At 32.6% G+C, this 14,285-nt stretch carries 17 protein-coding genes; all 17 read right to left on the reverse strand.

The annotated features are described in order from the left end of the window. Positions 1 to 224 precede the first annotated feature (224 nt). The 17 genes from ACOMCU_RS15795 to ACOMCU_RS15875 all read right to left on the reverse strand — a co-directional run bounded on the left by ACOMCU_RS15795 (position 225) and on the right by ACOMCU_RS15875 (position 14,265). Positions 225 to 737 carry a hypothetical protein gene (locus ACOMCU_RS15795; RefSeq protein WP_421050626.1) on the reverse strand — a complete coding sequence of 171 codons (513 nt, stop codon included), beginning with the start codon at positions 735 to 737 and terminating at the stop codon, positions 225 to 227. 29 nt (positions 738 to 766) lie between these two features. Then, a complete protein-coding gene (locus ACOMCU_RS15800; protein ID WP_421050628.1) occupies positions 767 to 1,333 on the reverse strand; it encodes an AbrB/MazE/SpoVT family DNA-binding domain-containing protein in 567 nt (188 codons plus the stop codon). Between the two features lie 629 nt (positions 1,334 to 1,962). After that, positions 1,963 to 3,033, reverse strand: a complete 1,071-nt coding sequence (locus ACOMCU_RS15805; RefSeq protein WP_421050630.1) for a hypothetical protein — start codon at positions 3,031 to 3,033, stop codon at positions 1,963 to 1,965. A gap of 371 nt (positions 3,034 to 3,404) precedes the next feature. After that, complete coding sequence (locus ACOMCU_RS15810; protein ID WP_421050631.1) at positions 3,405 to 3,647, reverse strand: hypothetical protein; 243 nt, start codon at positions 3,645 to 3,647, stop codon at positions 3,405 to 3,407. A gap of 1,093 nt (positions 3,648 to 4,740) precedes the next feature. After that, positions 4,741 to 5,043 (reverse strand): hypothetical protein, encoded by a 303-nt coding sequence (locus tag ACOMCU_RS15815; protein WP_421050632.1) that lies wholly within the window; start codon positions 5,041 to 5,043, stop codon positions 4,741 to 4,743. A 27-nt stretch (positions 5,044 to 5,070) separates the two neighbouring features. Beyond that, positions 5,071 to 6,573, reverse strand: coding sequence for a DNA cytosine methyltransferase (locus tag ACOMCU_RS15820; RefSeq protein WP_421050633.1), 1,503 nt, complete (start codon positions 6,571 to 6,573; stop codon positions 5,071 to 5,073). Between the two features lie 124 nt (positions 6,574 to 6,697). Then, entirely contained in the window at positions 6,698 to 6,907 is a 210-nt protein-coding gene (locus ACOMCU_RS15825) for a hypothetical protein (protein WP_421050634.1), read from the reverse strand. Positions 6,908 to 6,961: 54 nt separating this feature from the next. After that, positions 6,962 to 7,159: a DUF6877 family protein gene (locus tag ACOMCU_RS15830; protein ID WP_421050635.1), complete on the reverse strand. Its 198-nt coding sequence runs from the start codon at positions 7,157 to 7,159 to the stop codon at positions 6,962 to 6,964. 34 nt (positions 7,160 to 7,193) lie between these two features. After that, positions 7,194 to 7,445, reverse strand: a complete 252-nt coding sequence (locus ACOMCU_RS15835) for a hypothetical protein (protein ID WP_421050636.1) — start codon at positions 7,443 to 7,445, stop codon at positions 7,194 to 7,196. Between the two features lie 387 nt (positions 7,446 to 7,832). Then, entirely contained in the window at positions 7,833 to 7,955 is a 123-nt protein-coding gene (locus tag ACOMCU_RS15840) for a hypothetical protein (protein ID WP_421050637.1), read from the reverse strand. A gap of 129 nt (positions 7,956 to 8,084) precedes the next feature. Continuing rightward, positions 8,085 to 8,264 carry a hypothetical protein gene (locus tag ACOMCU_RS15845; protein WP_421050638.1) on the reverse strand — a complete coding sequence of 60 codons (180 nt, stop codon included), beginning with the start codon at positions 8,262 to 8,264 and terminating at the stop codon, positions 8,085 to 8,087. 48 nt (positions 8,265 to 8,312) lie between these two features. Next, positions 8,313 to 8,795 carry a hypothetical protein gene (locus ACOMCU_RS15850; RefSeq protein ID WP_421050639.1) on the reverse strand — a complete coding sequence of 161 codons (483 nt, stop codon included), beginning with the start codon at positions 8,793 to 8,795 and terminating at the stop codon, positions 8,313 to 8,315. Positions 8,796 to 9,040: 245 nt separating this feature from the next. Next, the gene (dnaN, locus tag ACOMCU_RS15855; protein WP_421050640.1) at positions 9,041 to 10,177 is read right to left on the reverse strand and encodes a DNA polymerase III subunit beta; all 1,137 of its coding nucleotides are present in this window, start codon (positions 10,175 to 10,177) and stop codon (positions 9,041 to 9,043) included. A 121-nt stretch (positions 10,178 to 10,298) separates the two neighbouring features. After that, entirely contained in the window at positions 10,299 to 10,775 is a 477-nt protein-coding gene (gene ssb, locus ACOMCU_RS15860) for a single-stranded DNA-binding protein (protein ID WP_421050641.1), read from the reverse strand. Positions 10,776 to 10,826: 51 nt separating this feature from the next. Continuing rightward, positions 10,827 to 12,215, reverse strand: a complete 1,389-nt coding sequence (locus tag ACOMCU_RS15865; protein WP_421050642.1) for a DNA primase — start codon at positions 12,213 to 12,215, stop codon at positions 10,827 to 10,829. Positions 12,216 to 12,633: 418 nt separating this feature from the next. Continuing rightward, positions 12,634 to 13,113, reverse strand: a complete 480-nt coding sequence (locus ACOMCU_RS15870; RefSeq protein WP_421050643.1) for a macro domain-containing protein — start codon at positions 13,111 to 13,113, stop codon at positions 12,634 to 12,636. A 456-nt stretch (positions 13,114 to 13,569) separates the two neighbouring features. Next, positions 13,570 to 14,265 carry a hypothetical protein gene (locus tag ACOMCU_RS15875; protein WP_421050644.1) on the reverse strand — a complete coding sequence of 232 codons (696 nt, stop codon included), beginning with the start codon at positions 14,263 to 14,265 and terminating at the stop codon, positions 13,570 to 13,572. Positions 14,266 to 14,285 lie beyond the last annotated feature (20 nt).

Below are 14,285 nucleotides of genomic sequence, written 5' to 3' on the forward strand. Positions count from 1 at the left end.
GTCGGGATCAAGTCCCACGGGAGCTTCCGTTCTACCCCGGCTACTATCAATCTATAAATTGAATAAAAAATAGTCAACCAGATTTCTCTGGCTGACCTTATAATACGAATGGGAGCTTAAGAAGATGTTTTATGATTAAGGTTTTCTCCCTAAAGAAAACCCTTCACCTAGTCTGCCTTTCTTACCACCTTAATATATAGATATATGTGTATACAAAGCTACAACTAAACATATTTAAATCGGTCAGAAACAAAATCTATCATTTCGTCTCGGGATAAATCTTTATGCAAGTAATGGTACATCTCTACGAAATCAAAAATTAACTCTTCTTTTGAATCATATCTCTTGTCTCCCCCAGTTTCGCTGTTCTCAGAAATGAATATTAAAGGACCATTATTCTCTTTAAAAGCATAAACGTAATAATTATACATGAATGGTCTGTATCTTGGACTTCGTAATTCTATAAAAAACTGCAAATCTAATCCAGACTGTGCCTTTGATTGTCGGTCTGACAAAGTTTTGATGGTATTTATTAATTCATTTTCTAGCATTTCAATCTTGTCACCAATTGTAAATTTTAATAATGAAGCCGTTGGTTCATTTTCATAGGGAAGTGACATATCTTTACGACGTAAACTATCTAATTTTTCCTTTATAACTACTGAAGTTTTATAAGCTTGTTCATAATCGACTAAAAGATTGTATACTTCTTCATTTAAAATAAATTCTTGCGTCATCTTTTAAACAACTCCTCTTACCCCCTGATTTATTTAAACCAACTTCTCACTTGTTGCTTTGCTGCATCAGTAACTAATAAATCTAAAATGTTATTTAATGCTGTATTTGACGGAAACATAAATTCATCAGGATTTGTGGGCCTTTTGGGTGCATAATCTCTTATTAAATCCAGTTGAAGTAAATCTTGTACCCAGCTAAGTATTTTTTCGGGATAAATGTTACTAAATAGTGTAATTTTAGGGATTTCATTAATCATAAAACCGTTTTCTGGAGAAGTATCTTGAGTTTTAATTGTTAAAGTAACCTTATTTTTGGCTAATGTATGTAGCAGTAGCGGGTTTAAGATTCTCTTATCTTTAGTTATATATTTAGTTTGATCACATAGGAAACATGGCAAATTAAAATCAATAAAATTACCCGTACCATTGCAGGCTGGACATAATACTTGTTTTCCTACTTTCTCAAAAAGTATAGTTTTATTTTCAATATCTGTAATTGAAAATAAAACTTCATCTCCCATTTCAAGTTCTAAGAAATCTCTAATTTCTTTTGGAATAGTCAATTGTCCTTTACTAGTTAACGATGCTTTGTACATCTGTCCTCAACTCCATTCCTTACTTTTCCTTACTCATGATGTTATCTGTATTTTCATAAATTATCAAATAATACTGTTTATTAATACTCTTTCTTCGAATTAATTACCTGTTAATTAGGAATAATGATAATAGATTTATATTTATGTTGGTTTTCAAATTCTTACTTGAATAGCAAAACATAATTAATAATAGATATATTAAATAGAAAAAAATCAAAATACCTTTTTCAAAACTATAAAACTACCTCTTTTACTTCCACTACAATAAATAAAAAATCCAATAGTAATAATCAATATATATATTTATAGGGGATAACTTTATCTCTCCTACCCCTTCTGCCACTTGGGTTTATGAGTTCCTATTAAATTCACTAAATACCTTATTCTATGTACTTAACAAGCTATAAATATATTATTCACTATTTCAACAGTACAGTTATAAACTTTCCACAATCTTATTTCTATTATCAACAGTTTCCACAGTTCTGAAATCCATCGATAGGAATACGTACTTGGGAATAAAATACAAAACCTAGCGTAAAAAAAAAACGAGATCTCTTTAATATAAAGAGATCTCGTTTTGATCAATGTCAAATAACCTTTTTCATTTTTAAATTTGAAAAAGGTTGTTATGTAAATAATGGAGGAATATCAGTATTTGTTCGTTGATATGCAAACCTAATCATAGTCCGAGCATGTTCGTCTGTTTTTACGAATGTATTAAAGAAGCCTTTCAGACGCACCCTGAATAATCCAGGGAGATTTTCTACTTTAGAATGCTCAATAGCATAAATAGTTTTAGGTAATACATCCACCAATAGATTTTTTGTTATGTGTAATGCCATATCTTTTGCCACAACGTTAGGTAGCTTATGTAAATGCACCAATACGTCTGACTTAAAGATATTAATGCAGTTCGTTAACTCGCTGTTTTTATAGGAGATAGTACTATTTTTAAAGTGTTTTCTAATCTCTTTCTTAGCAATAGCAGTAATTGATTCTTCAATCGGATTTACCTCTCGCTCATTAAAAGCATCCGAACTAAATCGTAACTCTACTACCGAATTTCCAAATGTATCTCGTTGATCAAAATTAACCTCTTTGATTAAACCTCTACCATCATTAAAAAGTCGTTTTAGCCAATCTTTTCCGCTTCGTAAACTCTTCTTCATTTTCAATAATAATGGTTGAATTTTTCGTTTGATTATAGATTGAGATTTGTTGGAATAATCACGATACAAAGCATTAATGATGTCTAATAATCCAACAATACCTGATACATCTCTTGCTTTAATAAATGCATTTAAGTATCCATTTTCAAAGACGTAATTTGGAATACGGAAATAGTTCAGCTCAGCTGATTTACGAGGATCATCTTTAATCGCAAAACGTAAAACTAGTGGTAAGTGTATATAGTGCTTCTGGTTATTAAAAATTCTTTGGACAAACCCAATTTCTTCCAACTTTAAAAGACCTTTATTAATAGAACTGTATGGTAAGTCGTATTTATCAGTTAAATGTTTAAGTACAAAGTCGTCTTCACGTATTAGACCTTCTTCATCACAATTGCTGCGAAGGAGTAAATATGTAACTAGGGATGCAGCTGTTAAGCTAGTAGAATACTCTCGAAAATGTAATTTCAAAAACTCTAATTCTGCTTGATAGAATATAATACCATCTAGTTTACGCATTTTAGCCATATATTAACTCCTCCTTTCTATGTAAAACTCGTTGAAATTTTTTGTAAGACTTGTTATTATGTAATTAACTAAACAAGGCCGTTTTTTGGCAATATTAAAGTGGCCCTTTTCAAAATGATTTTTTGAAAAAGGTTGTGTTGAAATTTTATTAAATTTTTTGATGAATCTTTTTGATGAATCTTTGATGATTCTTGTGTGAATCTTGTGTTGAATTTTTAATTTGTTTAGACCTAACTCGTAAAAACTGTGACCAGCAGCTTTTACACTATGTCAATCGAATCGACCAAAATTCGAATGACGACTTCTAAAGTATCCGCTTTGCAGACGACCAAATCTGTGAAGCGGTTTTTTCATTCCTTCTTTGTTTATCCTCATTTCAAGGCACTAGAACGTTCAATAAGTACAAACTCTCCACGCTCAAACGCGTCAAGTGCAAATTCAAACAAAGCAAGAGCTACGCTTTGATCTGTTTGTAATTCTCTATTTTGTTTTTGAAAGTTTTCTACCCTTTTTCTTTGCTCTTTTTCTAAACGAACTAACATAGCTTTTTTTTCATGAGAAGGGGTACCTGTACGAGTATACTTACCCTTACTATTTTCCTTAACTGTAACCATCTTAATTCCTCCTTCAGAAAAATTTGTTACAAATAAAAATTAACACACTAGAAAAGAGAATACAATGAATTCATAAAATTCATTGATATATTTGGTGATAGTTGATATGATTGTTCATAGAAGTCTTAAAAAAGGCAAAATTAAAGACGCCTCAAAGAATCCGATTTTTTGAAGTGGTCATTTATTAAATTTTATACATTTTAAAATCTAGTTTGTGAAAACTGTTCCCGCAGTTGTTCACACTTGTCTAACGAATTTCCCGATTCGCTAGACTAATCCAAAAGCACACCGCTTTTACTTTGATTGTTCATTGTAAAGCGGTTTTTTCGTCGTTTAATTCCTAGTAAGGAATTTTAGGGAATAAAAAAGAGCATACGAAACTAGTCGTATGCTCGGTGCTTCCGTAACATATTACAAAACGGGAGTATTTAAGATAATATTTCAAGTGCAATTATCTTAAACTTCCGCCAATATGTCAAGAGCACGTTAGTTCGACAAAGTTTCAATTAAGCTAGATCCCACTAGCTGTCCTTGTAGCAGCAAATGTAATTCCCACGAAAAAAAGACCTTCTAAGGATTAGAGGGCCTACTTATACGTCGCCAAATGAAACTTTGTTTATTGTTTATTAAAATCAGATAATTAGATAAATGATTAATAGTTTTATAATAAAATTGATTGCAATATTTTTTAATATTGCTTATAATTCTATTTGTATTAATCAATTTAAGAAATTACGATAAACAAACTTTGCTGGTGCGTATATCGTAGACCAAAAACCTCTTGCTGCCAACAAGGGGTTTTTTTCTTATATCAATTAACATCTCTACTATAAGATATTTAATTCATATACTTATAATAAAACTAGAAACCAGGCTAGATGTCAAGAGAATTCAAAAGATCGTTAATTTGAAATTACTATGTTCTCTGTATAAATGTTGGATTATTTAAGATAGCATAATAAAGCAGGTAGAACATATCATATTACTCTGACAGTTCCCACCTGCTCCCCTAAAAATCTTATTTCCAAGCATACGGTTCACTATCTTCAATAGTTCAATTTAAATTTCAAAATTTAAAAGAACCCAATATAATTTAATTCATCAGAATCTGACTTTCACGTTTTCTAAAAACAAAATTAATATCAGCCATAATTGGAATGTCTAAGCCAGTTTCCTCATCATACTTGTAATTTTCTATTCGTCCCACTACGCAGTAATTTAAGGCGAGACTTTCTGAGACCTCAATATGTATTGAACCAATAAAATCAAGCCACTCATTGTACAGTCGCAATGCCCCTATATGGCAAATGCTATAAACTGCATCTTCATAAGATTCAAATTCATAGAATCCTTTCAACCAAAGTTTTTCATCGAAACTAACTAACCATTCTGACATGCTAATACCCTCTTTCTTTTATAATATTTATACTAGAGAAAAAAATCTTCGTTTTAGCAAAGCATTAAACGATGTTATTGCATCTTTTACTTTCTGAGCTATGGCATACACCAAACGAACAGGTGTCGCATTTGCTATTTGCTGCTGCATAGCCTCTAAATTTCCTTGGAAAATGAAGTCGTCAGGAATAGAGAATAATCTTGCACATTCTCTCACAGATAAAATACGATTTTCTTCCGGATGAGTGAGTAAACATTTTCGTGGATTTACAATTGTACATGCCGGCTCGTCCCATTTTAAACGTTTGTAGATATTACTTTGCGTATTTCTTTTAAACATTCCTGGTGTTTTCAAGTGATCAGGTAGCTGCTGCCAATTGCCCCCTTGGGGAATACATTTCATTCGTTCAATCGTTCTCTTACGAGAGTCAGAAATATCATTTTGATTAGGCATTTCATCATACAAACCTTTGAATGCATCAAAAACCGTTCTAGGACTGTCTACATTAGGCGTTGGTAATGAAATCGGACCTATCTTAGAACCAATTAAAAAAGCCCTCTGACGGTCTTGTGCATCGCCATATTCCAAAGAATTTAATACCCCATGAGTAATATGAAAATCAGACAATTCACTTTTAATTTCGTTTAGAAATTGTCCTTTACCAGCTGTTAAAAGCTGAGGTACATTTTCTAAAACCCAAATTGCACAATTTTTATTAGCTTGTACAGATTTAATAAACTCTCTTACAAGTAAATTGTTTGGATTATCTAAGAAACTAAGCCTCCTATTTGAGTTAGAAAATCCCTGGCAAGGAGATCCGCCAAACATGACCGGCGCAGAGCATTCCTGAAATATAGACTTATCAAAAGTCGTTATATCTGCAACGTAAATATGATTACCATGATTGTATCTATATGTTAGAGCAGCCTCTTCATTACGTTCAACGGCACATACTACTTCAAAATTATTTTGAGTGAACGGTATATCCATGCAGCCCGCGCCACTAAATAAACTAACTGCACGTAAAAGAAGTGGCATTTCACTAAATAGGGTAGGATTTTCTGCCAAATCAAGGTTTTCATTAGAGGAAATTGTAAAATCGAATCCCCCAACAACAGACGCTAATTCGTCTTTATCTATTCGTGTATTAAAAGCACTTTTTGTGTCTTTTAGCTCCAAGAAATTTAGGATAGATGTCTTACGAATTTTACGTTCTTTTATGCCTCTTACAAGTATCTCATTTTCAAAAATAACTACTTCTAAAAAATCGGCACCTTGAAAAGCTTTAAGTGCTTCCTTATCTCGTATATCAAGGACTGGTTTTGTACCGTCCTTTAGTTGACGTTTAGATACCGTGTTTTTCGTTTCTTTGGTTGAAGGAACAATACGAATTTGTTTCTTCTTCATATCCACAACATACTTAAAATGTTTGCCAACATTAAAATTTGATTTAAGTAATTCCTTATCTTGTAGGTAAAGCCCGCGACTTGATAATTTAGCTGTACGTCTCTTTATCCATTTTGTGATCATAATATCTACTCCTTATTTTTTTGATTTCACTCAATCAAAACTAAAAATTGTTAAAACAAGAAAAAGAGGAACGACTAAATCATCGTCCCTCTTTTTATACACTGTATTAATGTTTGCTAACTTATTAGCGAATTGATGAAATATTTTCTTGAATCGTATCAAAAATCTCATCTTCATTTGAAAACAATTCACCATTTATTTGAAACTCATCAGGAGCTTCAGAAACTATATAAAAACCATCAATTCCTGGATTATCTGAACAAATTACCTTTAAGTTAAACGTATATCCTCCATAACTAAGAGTTTGCAAAAAGCTAACGCTAGTATTATCCATATGTTTTCTCCTTTTTAATTGATTAACAATAAATTTCTTGTGTAAATCCATATGCTATTTAAGAGTCTTCATCTCACAGTACGAAGCTAGTTCTTTTGCATAGTGGGACTGTTGATACATATACGGGTCATCATCATTTCCTCCGCTAAGCATCCAATCCGACATACGTTTTTCGATGTCTTCAATTGCTTCTTTGGGAAGTATGTGTGCGACTGTTCTGACTTCATTAATTGGTAAGATGAAAGTTTTCATAAACATGAACTCTCCTATTTTGGGTGAATAAAAATTAGTCTACTTTCAAAACTTCTAAAAACCCATCCTTTATTTTAACTACAATAGTATAGATTCTAGCCAATGATAAAGTTGAGTTTAGAATGTCCTCTAAATATTCCTTATTCGTTCTCAAAGCATAAGTATGTTCTCTGGAAGATTCATTAAAATTAATAAAATCCCCTTCTACTTGTAGTGTAGTCCAGAATGATTCTTTATGAATTGAGTTGATACGTTTCTCCAAACGTGAAATTAAATTTTGCGGCATAGATATTGCCTCCTAAAAATTATTTACTATTGAAAACGCAAAAAAGCACCTCAATTAGTAAATGAACACACTTATCCCGTAAATAGATAAGAATGAACACTCATTAAATGAAGTGCTTTATAAACCTCTATACCGTGTGGTTGGAGGTGAAATAGACGTTTATCAATAGTATGTTGTCATTATACAATATTTAGTTGGGAAAATCCATAAGAAAAAGCCCACTATAGAGGGCTTTTTAATAGATTTTAGTATTTAATATAAGTTGCTTATTGTTGCTTTTGTTTTCACTAAGAACAAAAAGAGGTTTTCCTTAACTTTCTATGACTAGTCTTAGGTAAGTTCCTCATTTTACGCTCTTGTAAATCGTATGCCGTAATGATGTAGTCTTTATGTAGCACCTTGCTCGACAATTGTCTGTTTCAATTTTGGTTCAGTAAAAACACCTATAATTTTCATGCTGCTATTCGTTTTCCATTGATCACAATGATAATAAATAAAATACATATCCATTATTATCTCCTTATACATCAATTTTTTAAAGGTCATATAATTCTCTTTTTAGTAGAAAAAAGAAAGGAGAAACGATTTTACCTCGTTCCTCTTTAAAATAAGATATTGTTTTTTGTAAAATTATTCTAATTATTCATGATATGAATTTGTTATTTCTTCTCTTGTTAATCTAACATGATTACCAAAAGGTGTGATTCCTATAAAAATTGGTTTCCCTAATTCTTGATGAAACTCTATTTTCTTGCAAGTCGCTTTACGCTTTTCACCATGGTGAGAATAGTATTCAAACACTTTTCCGATATATTTCATATAATTCATTCCTTCCTTTTCAACCATACAATATTGCAGTTGCTCTCTCTATACCCTCCATGTTCTTCGAATTGATTTCAGCCCTTCGATTACATTACAATCTTCAATTCGTGTAATACCTTCTCCTGTAAATTTACAACCGTAAATAGCTTCGGGATAGATAGTGTTTTTATGCTCAAATGATACAAACTCAACCAATCCAGATTTAATGAATAATTCTCCACGGCTATACTTTTCTATTGAGTCAAACGTGACCATTTCTTCGGGTGAAAAATCATCTGAATAACGGTGTGGATAATCAAAGTAAGTCGCATGAAAATTATGAACAATATCTTCACCAAGCTCTTTAAAAGAGTCGGGGAATACATTATTCGTATGTGTTCCGAACATAATTGCGTTGTTATCTTCTTTTTCTGAAGGGATATACACAACTACAATTTTGAAATCTTCACGAACCATAACTGGTTCGTCTATTTTAAAATATCCAGTGTTGATACGTTTCTCCAAACACGAAATTAAATTTTGCGGCATAAATATTGCCTCCTAAAAATTATTTACTAATGAAAACGCAAAAAAGCACTTCAATTAGTAAATGAACATACCTATCCCGTAAATAGATAAGAATGAACACTCATTAAATGAAGTGCTTTATAATCCTCTATACCGTGTGGTTGGAGGTCAAATAGACGTTTATCAATAGTATGGTGTCATTATACAATTTTCACCTGGAAAAATCCATAAGAAAAAGCCCACTATAAAGGGCTTTTTAATAGATATTAGTATTTAATAGGTAATATAAGTTGGGTGTTGCTTTTGTCTTCACTAAGAACATAAACAGGCTTTCCTTTACTTTCTATGACTAGCGTAACTTCTTTGCTATTGTGTGATTTGATAGAATCAATCATAAATTTAGCATTTAATACAATTTTTTCAGAAATAACTACGCCATTTGATTTATTAATGGAAACATTAGATGTCATTGAGCCATCCTCGGCTGAAGAAAAAATTTTGATCCCTTGATCAAACATCTCAAGCTGAACCACTGGACGGCCTTTATCATTTTTAGCGAAAGGAATTGCGCGATCAATGGCATTAATCAACTCTTTTGAGTTAATGCTAATATGGGAAACAGTATCTAAAACATTTACAAGTTTCGTTGTATCTGGAAAATTCCCGTCAAGTAAACGTATAAATACGTTTTTATCTTCTTGTTGTAATTTAACATAATTGCCTAAAGGTATAAGCATCACTTTTCCATCATCACTAAATGTTTCGAGGACACTTGCGAAAGGTTTTGCTGGAATAGTAATGTTATCAATTTGAATAGATTGTGCATCCTCATATTTTGCTAAACGATGACTATCGGTTGCTATTGCAGTGAACGTTGTACCATCCCCTTTAATATTGATACCTTTTAAAAGGGGTCGCGAATCACTTTCACTGGAAGCAAAAACGGTTTTAGTAATGATATTATCAAAAAATGTCTTGGGTGAATTGATAGATTCGCCTTCTACGCCAGTAGGTGCTTCATCAAATGGGCTATCCATTGTTGATACTTCTGCATTTACATTGTCAGCAGTAAGAATAATTTTTTCACCGGTTACTTGTATTTCGACTTTCTCCGACGGGAATTTTCGTAGTACTTCATCAAATTTTTGAGTAAGAGCTACTTGGCCCGCTTCAATCACAACATGAACTTCTTCCAAATCTTCCTCACCCACAATATGGAGCGGCAAGATGTTTTCGTAATAAACCTGGTTATCAGTAGCACGTATTTTAAGACCTTCTTCAGATGCGCTTAGAGATATAAAAGGAATACCTATAGTATTTCCTCCTTTAATTTCCCTTCCACGATATTTACTAGCTGTAGCAAGTTCTTTAAGTAAAATTGACTTAGTCACTTGAATTTTCATATATATTTTCCTCATTTCAGTATTTGTAATTTATAAAACGAACAGTTGAATTAGAACTGTTCGTTTTAAATAGGTTCTTAAATTTTCTTAGTTGTTTCTTAATTACACAGTGTTATACCGGTCAGAATGGAAGGTCATCTTCAGACACTTCGATTGGTCCTTTGCTATTAGCAAATGGATCCTCATCTACACGTGTATAATTTGGCTGATTCATTGGCGGTTGGTTTTGACCATAAGCCTGTCCATTGTTTTGAGGAGGGGTTGACGTTCCACCACCGTTACGAGGTTCTAAAAACTGGACGCTATCTGCGACAACATCAGTTGTATATACACGTTTACCATCTTGTCCTTCATAGCTGCCTGTTTGGATACGACCTTCTACTCCAATCAAACTTCCTTTTTTCATGAAGTTCGCTAAGTTTTCAGCCTGTTTGCGCCAAGCAACACAGCTAATAAAATCTGCTTCTTTTTCACCTTGTTGGTTTGAGAATGTACGGTTTACAGCAACTGTAAATCGAGTAGACGCAATACCATTTGGTGTGTAGCGTAGCTCGGGATCTTTTGTTAGTCTTCCAACTAATACGACTCGGTTTATCATAGAAATTTCTCCTAATAATCAAATTTTTCATCTTTTAACATTCAAAGTTTTTTATAGAGAATGTACTGTATCAAGTGTTACAGCTCTTTGGCGCTTTGTTTTTAAATTAAACTCAATAGGGAGTTTGCGATTATGAACAAGGTCATCCAGACCTTTTCCATCATTTAGATTCCAAGTCCAAATAACACTATCTACTCCTAGTTTAACGACTTCAACAGCAAAACGATTAACGATATCCATAAGAGTAGCTTGTTTATTTATGCTTTCTTTTGAATCATCAATGCGTTGTAATGTATCCATGTCATATGCAATTATTAATTTCTCTATATTCCACTTGCGTATAAGCTTCAGTAATTGCGAAAAATTACCCGCGCCTGGTAGACCAGCTGCAAATACGTTAAAAGTTTTGGCACTTATCTTTGCTTTGTGTTCTCCCTCAGTTACTAACAATGTTCTTGTTGGTATTATGTTTGAAACATTCACACCACGTTCCCAAACTTTCAAGTAATCAGGTGGTACCTCGATTGTAATTGGGGCCCCACTAGATGCTCCATTACGTCGAGCTTTTTGAATAATGTTTTCAATTTCAATGTTATGTGTTGAAGAAAACCACACATATTTTGGATCCCCACTATCTTTACGTACACGAAGTCTGATAATAAATCCATCCTCATTATAAACAGGAATAAAATATCCTTTCGCTGCGCTTAAAACGTAGAACCAATGACCTTCATGATTCTTTCCGTTAGCATCCTTAAAAACTCCAGCCTCACCTAAATCTTTAGGGAATTTAGAATTAAAATAATCAGGTTGGAAAATTTGTGATAAACCAGGAATGCGTTCAAATGGATAATTTAAAGACTTTAATCTTGAGTAAATACTAATCCATTCATCTAATGTGGGAACGGAACGAAACATATGAAGATTTATTTCTTCAATTGAATAACGACGTTTCTCCATTAATTCATTTGCATGTTCTGATCTAAGTGGACACATTGATAGAAATGCGCGATAGAATGCATCAACAACTTGTACAGGTTGAGGTTCAAGATCCTGAGAAATAATTTTTACTGAAGGCATGTAAGTGTTGCTACCAGGTTTCATCACTATTCCTCGTTCATCTGTCACTTCAATGTCCATAAGTTGTGCTACACCTAAAACTGACTCTTTGAATTTTCCTTCTCTTTGTCCAAATTGATGCCATGAATATAGTGAGATTGCGCTATTACCTTTTACATCTGCACAATGAAAACAATTAAAAATATTTTTATTAATCTCAATACAACAAGTATCCAATTTAGACTCATTATGAGCAGGATTAGGGCATGGAATGAACAACTGTTTTCCAACCATTTTAGTTGGAAACCCTAATGCTTGTGCTAGGTCAACGAGTGTCACTGCCTTTACTCTTTCAATACTTTCTTGACTGATTTTTGCCATTTATAATAGCCTCCTTAAAAAGTGTAACTTTCAGACGAAAACAAAAAACGCCCATTAAGAAACGAAGGCACGACAAAAAAGTCGTATTCGTCACTCAAATGAGCGTTTTAAAAAATATGCTCTTCCGTGTGGATTGAGCGTAAAAGTTTCGAAGAAAAGTTATACTTCAAGTATAACGAACCATTCAAATTTTGTCATTATAAATATAACAAGTGAACTAGCAGGATAAAGGTTTTAACCTTGTATGAAGAATTTCATTGATTTAATTTTTTTAAACCTTTATACTCTTTGTATATTTGCAATTGCGATAAGAACTATTGTTGAATGTGTTTTCTTCTCACTTTTGTAATTGTCCTAAAATGCTCACTCGGTGGCTTCGAGTGGGTTTTTTCTTTTGTATAAGTGGTCCCCTAGTAAGCTAAGATTTGAAATGAACTATTTTGAAATGTGTTTTTGAATCACTTAGCATTTCTTCGTATAATCTGATAACCTCATCTTTATTTACTTTCCCTGTTCCAGTACCTAACAATGGCAATGCTACAGTTGTAATATTATTAATCTCACAATAATGTAATAAATTGATTAAACATACTTTAACAACATGAATATTGGAGGATTGGCCAGGTTTCATCATTGTAATTGCATGCAAGATTCCTTTTGGAAAACCCAAACTACCAGCTCCAGTATGAAATACATCTCCACATTTAAAGATACTCGATTTAAGTACTTTTTTTGAAACCTTTTCAATGCTAGGATCTAAATAATGAATCGATTCGGCAACCCCCTTCATATGAAAGTACTTGGCTATTAATCCTCCCATATAACCTTTTGCATTTGAGGGATTAACTAAAACCTCCGCTTCAATACCAATAACATCACCATATAAGTGAGTAATCATAGTATTACATTATCCCCCTTGAAAGTATTAAATAAAATGGGCATCAATTCCATCTTTTCTTAGAAAATCCAATAATTCGTCAAAACACTTTCGAATTTTTATGTTCTTCCAATCTTTATAGTTATCACAATAGCTATGCTCAATCTCGAAGTATATAATTCCGTGTTCAAAATTAACGACTGCTATCCGCTCAGTATTGATCTGTAGTATTAACACTTTTAAACTCCTAACTCTAAAATTCATTCCTTTCACAAATTATAATAGGTATCATAAGATGTTTATCAAGTAGTCACCAGGTGTTATTAATGGACAAATCCTTTAATGCTTCGACTATTACATTTTCGCCAATACTTTCTTCAACTAAATAAAATATCTCATCCGGGCATTTCCAGTGACTTTCATCATACATTTCCCCCACCTAAATTAGTTTAATCGTAAATATCATCGGTAAAACAACTAACTCGAAGCGGGCTGCTTTTCATCATTTTCTCCTTTGTTATTCGAAGATTCCCTTGCTCGAGAATGTGAATTAAGAAATTTAGGAATAATGAAAAGTAAAATACCAATTAGATAGCTAAAGAGTAAGAGTTGAAATGTTTCTGTTACCAACTCATTTTGGGTTAAACTGCTATTAATTACTTCATAACGTAAAGAGGTTAAAAACTCTGGTTGCTGTAAATTCATTTCTTCACTTATAATAATAAATCTAATTAAAAATACCGAACCAATATATAAACCTATAACACGCTTTCCAATAGATAAGATTTGATTAAGAAATCCTATGCAATAGCTATTTACTGATGAGACGGCCAAGGTGATGAAACCGTCAAGAGCAATTTTCTCACCTTTACATATGCGCCAACCTTTTATCCATGCATCAATTTCTTCCAATAAGATAAAAGGAAATAGAAGTAAATATAGAAGATTATTTGTCCTTCCTAAACTGGCGAAGTAATGGAGAAAAGTATTCTTTCTTTGAAGATGATGTCCTAGTTCATGTGCTAGATTAAAGATATTTCGAGGTACATTCAGATCTTCAAATGCTGGATAGGTTATAAGGTTTGCTCCAGAGTGATACGAAAAGACATTTCTCCCGTAATGTTTTTCAATGGACACTCCTTCTTTTGAAATGCGTTCGATAACAGGATTCATTATATTTAACTCCTTAATGG

The sequence above is a fragment of the Lysinibacillus sp. UGB7 genome, assembly GCF_049058285.1.
Lineage (GTDB): Bacteria > Bacillota > Bacilli > Bacillales_A > Planococcaceae > Lysinibacillus > Lysinibacillus sphaericus_B.

What these genes read in the sequence shown, in the direction of transcription:
- ACOMCU_RS15795 (WP_421050626.1), bottom strand. Translation starts at nt 737, where the DNA reads ATGACGCAAGAATTTATTTTAAATGAAGAAGTATACAATCTTTTAGTC.
- ACOMCU_RS15800 (WP_421050628.1), bottom strand. Translation starts at nt 1,333, where the DNA reads ATGTACAAAGCATCGTTAACTAGTAAAGGACAATTGACTATTCCAAAA.
- ACOMCU_RS15805 (WP_421050630.1), bottom strand. Translation starts at nt 3,033, where the DNA reads ATGGCTAAAATGCGTAAACTAGATGGTATTATATTCTATCAAGCAGAA.
- ACOMCU_RS15810 (WP_421050631.1), bottom strand. Translation starts at nt 3,647, where the DNA reads ATGGTTACAGTTAAGGAAAATAGTAAGGGTAAGTATACTCGTACAGGT.
- ACOMCU_RS15815 (WP_421050632.1), bottom strand. Translation starts at nt 5,043, where the DNA reads ATGTCAGAATGGTTAGTTAGTTTCGATGAAAAACTTTGGTTGAAAGGA.
- ACOMCU_RS15820 (WP_421050633.1), bottom strand. Translation starts at nt 6,573, where the DNA reads ATGATCACAAAATGGATAAAGAGACGTACAGCTAAATTATCAAGTCGC.
- ACOMCU_RS15825 (WP_421050634.1), bottom strand. Translation starts at nt 6,907, where the DNA reads ATGGATAATACTAGCGTTAGCTTTTTGCAAACTCTTAGTTATGGAGGA.
- ACOMCU_RS15830 (WP_421050635.1), bottom strand. Translation starts at nt 7,159, where the DNA reads ATGAAAACTTTCATCTTACCAATTAATGAAGTCAGAACAGTCGCACAC.
- ACOMCU_RS15835 (WP_421050636.1), bottom strand. Translation starts at nt 7,445, where the DNA reads ATGCCGCAAAATTTAATTTCACGTTTGGAGAAACGTATCAACTCAATT.
- ACOMCU_RS15840 (WP_421050637.1), bottom strand. Translation starts at nt 7,955, where the DNA reads ATGGATATGTATTTTATTTATTATCATTGTGATCAATGGAAAACGAAT.
- ACOMCU_RS15845 (WP_421050638.1), bottom strand. Translation starts at nt 8,264, where the DNA reads ATGAAATATATCGGAAAAGTGTTTGAATACTATTCTCACCATGGTGAA.
- ACOMCU_RS15850 (WP_421050639.1), bottom strand. Translation starts at nt 8,795, where the DNA reads ATGCCGCAAAATTTAATTTCGTGTTTGGAGAAACGTATCAACACTGGA.
- dnaN (WP_421050640.1), bottom strand. Translation starts at nt 10,177, where the DNA reads ATGAAAATTCAAGTGACTAAGTCAATTTTACTTAAAGAACTTGCTACA.
- ssb (WP_421050641.1), bottom strand. Translation starts at nt 10,775, where the DNA reads ATGATAAACCGAGTCGTATTAGTTGGAAGACTAACAAAAGATCCCGAG.
- ACOMCU_RS15865 (WP_421050642.1), bottom strand. Translation starts at nt 12,215, where the DNA reads ATGGCAAAAATCAGTCAAGAAAGTATTGAAAGAGTAAAGGCAGTGACA.
- ACOMCU_RS15870 (WP_421050643.1), bottom strand. Translation starts at nt 13,113, where the DNA reads ATGATTACTCACTTATATGGTGATGTTATTGGTATTGAAGCGGAGGTT.
- ACOMCU_RS15875 (WP_421050644.1), bottom strand. Translation starts at nt 14,265, where the DNA reads ATGAATCCTGTTATCGAACGCATTTCAAAAGAAGGAGTGTCCATTGAA.